Source organism: Pararhizobium sp. P1_E7 (assembly GCF_056405855.1).
The window spans coordinates 1-1,969 of sequence record NZ_JBFUBH010000186.1; the positions used below are offsets into that span (position 1 = coordinate 1).

General features: G+C 57.9%; 3 protein-coding genes. All 3 read left to right on the forward strand.

All coding sequences use genetic code 11. The features are described 5' to 3' along the window. The coding region (locus AC1D17_RS28705; protein WP_477568595.1) for an extracellular solute-binding protein at positions 1-552 on the forward strand (552 nt) is incomplete at its 5' end. 66 nt (positions 553-618) lie between these two features. Continuing rightward, the gene (locus tag AC1D17_RS28710) at positions 619-1,503 is read left to right on the forward strand and encodes a carbohydrate ABC transporter permease (protein WP_477568596.1); all 885 of its coding nucleotides are present in this window, start codon (positions 619-621) and stop codon (positions 1,501-1,503) included. Continuing rightward, positions 1,500-1,969 (forward strand): carbohydrate ABC transporter permease (locus tag AC1D17_RS28715; protein WP_477568597.1); only part of this gene is annotated, 470 nt, incomplete at its 3' end. The genes AC1D17_RS28710 and AC1D17_RS28715, both read left to right, overlap by 4 nt.

Consider the following 1,969-nt stretch of genomic DNA (forward strand, 5'->3'; position numbering starts at 1 on the left):
TCGCAAGGCTACACCGATGCCCGCGACCTCTTTACCCAAGGCAAGGCGGCAATCTACTACATGGGAACCTGGGAGGCGGATACGCTGACGAATGACGCGGCCCTTGCCCCGGAGGTCCGGGGCCAGGTCGATTACTTTACGCTTCCGACAGTCCCCAACGCAGTTACGGCCGAGAACGAGTTCTTCGTGAATTCGGGGATCGGAATGGCCGTCGGCACGCAGAATTTCGATCCACTCGTTTACGACTTTCTCAAGTACCTGCTTGAGCGCTATCCGGAACTCTACGCCAAGACAGGCGCGCTTTCTCCAATGACCTACACGCCCGGTGAGTTGGCCAACCAGTCGCCACTCTACGCCAAGATTGTCTCGCAAATTCCAAAACTTGGGACCCGATTTGCTGCTCCCTGGGACACGCAGCTTGATCCAACGTCCAACACGGTCATGCAACAGCAACTCACTTTGTTACTCCAGGGCAACGTGACAGCGGAGCAGTTCGCGGAGGCGGTTGATGCCTCCATCGAAGAGCAGGCACCACGCTTCTTCAAGGACTAGCCGAAACGCGACGAACGTGGAAAGCCGGGCATATCGACCCGGCCCCTCAGGCGAAGGTGGATAAAAATGCTTCCCTACAGGTCCAGGATGGCCGTTGCCATCTTTCTCGGGCCGCCGCTGCTCGTATACATGGGAGCGGTCGTCCTGCCGATTATTCAATCGCTCTATCTTAGCCTCTTCGACTGGGACGGAATCTCAGATCCGATTTTCATCGGGCTTGGCAATTATGCAAAGATGTTCCTGCGTGATCCCTCCTTCTGGAGTTCGCTCAGGCATTCGCTGGTCTATGTGTTCATAACGCTCATCTTTCAGCTCGGACTTGCCCTGCTGGTCGCCAATCTCCTGACTTATGCCGGCCGCGGCCGCGAGGTTGTCAAGACGCTGTGTGTCCTTCCCGCGATTGTCTCGACAGTGGCGATCGCTCTGCTGTTCCGGCGCCTCTACGCCTTCGATCCTCCGGGGCTTGTCAACAAGGTACTCGAATGGGTCTGGCTCGGTGCGCTGGCTCGCCCGTGGCTGTCGGACACGTCAACCGTGCTCACCGCTGTCTCTGTCCCCGAAGGGTGGCGTTTCTTCGGAATCTATATGCTCATCCTTTATGGCGGTCTTCTATCGGTGCCCAGGGAACTTGAGGAGGCTGCCAAACTCGACGGCGCTTCGGAATGGGAGATCTTTCGTTATATCCGCTTTCCCTACCTGAGGCCGGTCTGGATCACGACGGCGATCATGGCGACGACCAATGCCCTGCGTGGCTTCGACGTGCCCTATCTGCTGACGAACGGTGGACCTGGTCAGTCGTCCGAACTGCTCACCACCTACATGTACAAAACGGCATTCGCGCATACGAACTTCGGCTATGCCAGCGCGCTGTCGGTTGCGATCGTGCTCGAATGTCTCATCGCGGTCGGGATCATTCTCCTTATGGTCCGCAGGAAGGGATTTGCGCAATGAGCTCTTCCGCAATAGAGACGGACACCTTCAGCCTTGCAAGAGCCTCGCATGCAAGCATGCTTCGGCTCGGCCTGCATCGTTCTCTTGCTCTTGCCATCATCGCGCTGCTGGTGGTCATGCAGGTCTATCCATTGATCTGGATCCTGCTGACGGCATTGCGCCCAGCCCAGGAGTTCGCCGCCGGTGATCCGTTCGCTCTGCCCAGCACCATAACGTTCGACAATTTCTACCGGGCGTTTGCCCAGGGCGATCTTGGGCGCTTCCTGTTCAACAGTGTCGTCGTGACAGTGATTGCCGATGTTCTCATCGTCGTCTTCGGGATGATGGCAGCCTACGCGATCCAAGTGCTGAGGTTCAGGCATGGCGGCGCTGTGCTGGCGGTCTTCCTCGTCGGCGTCATTGTCCCCGCCCACGTGACCCTTGTGCCGCTCTTTCTCAACTACAGGAGCTTCGGCCTGCTCAACAC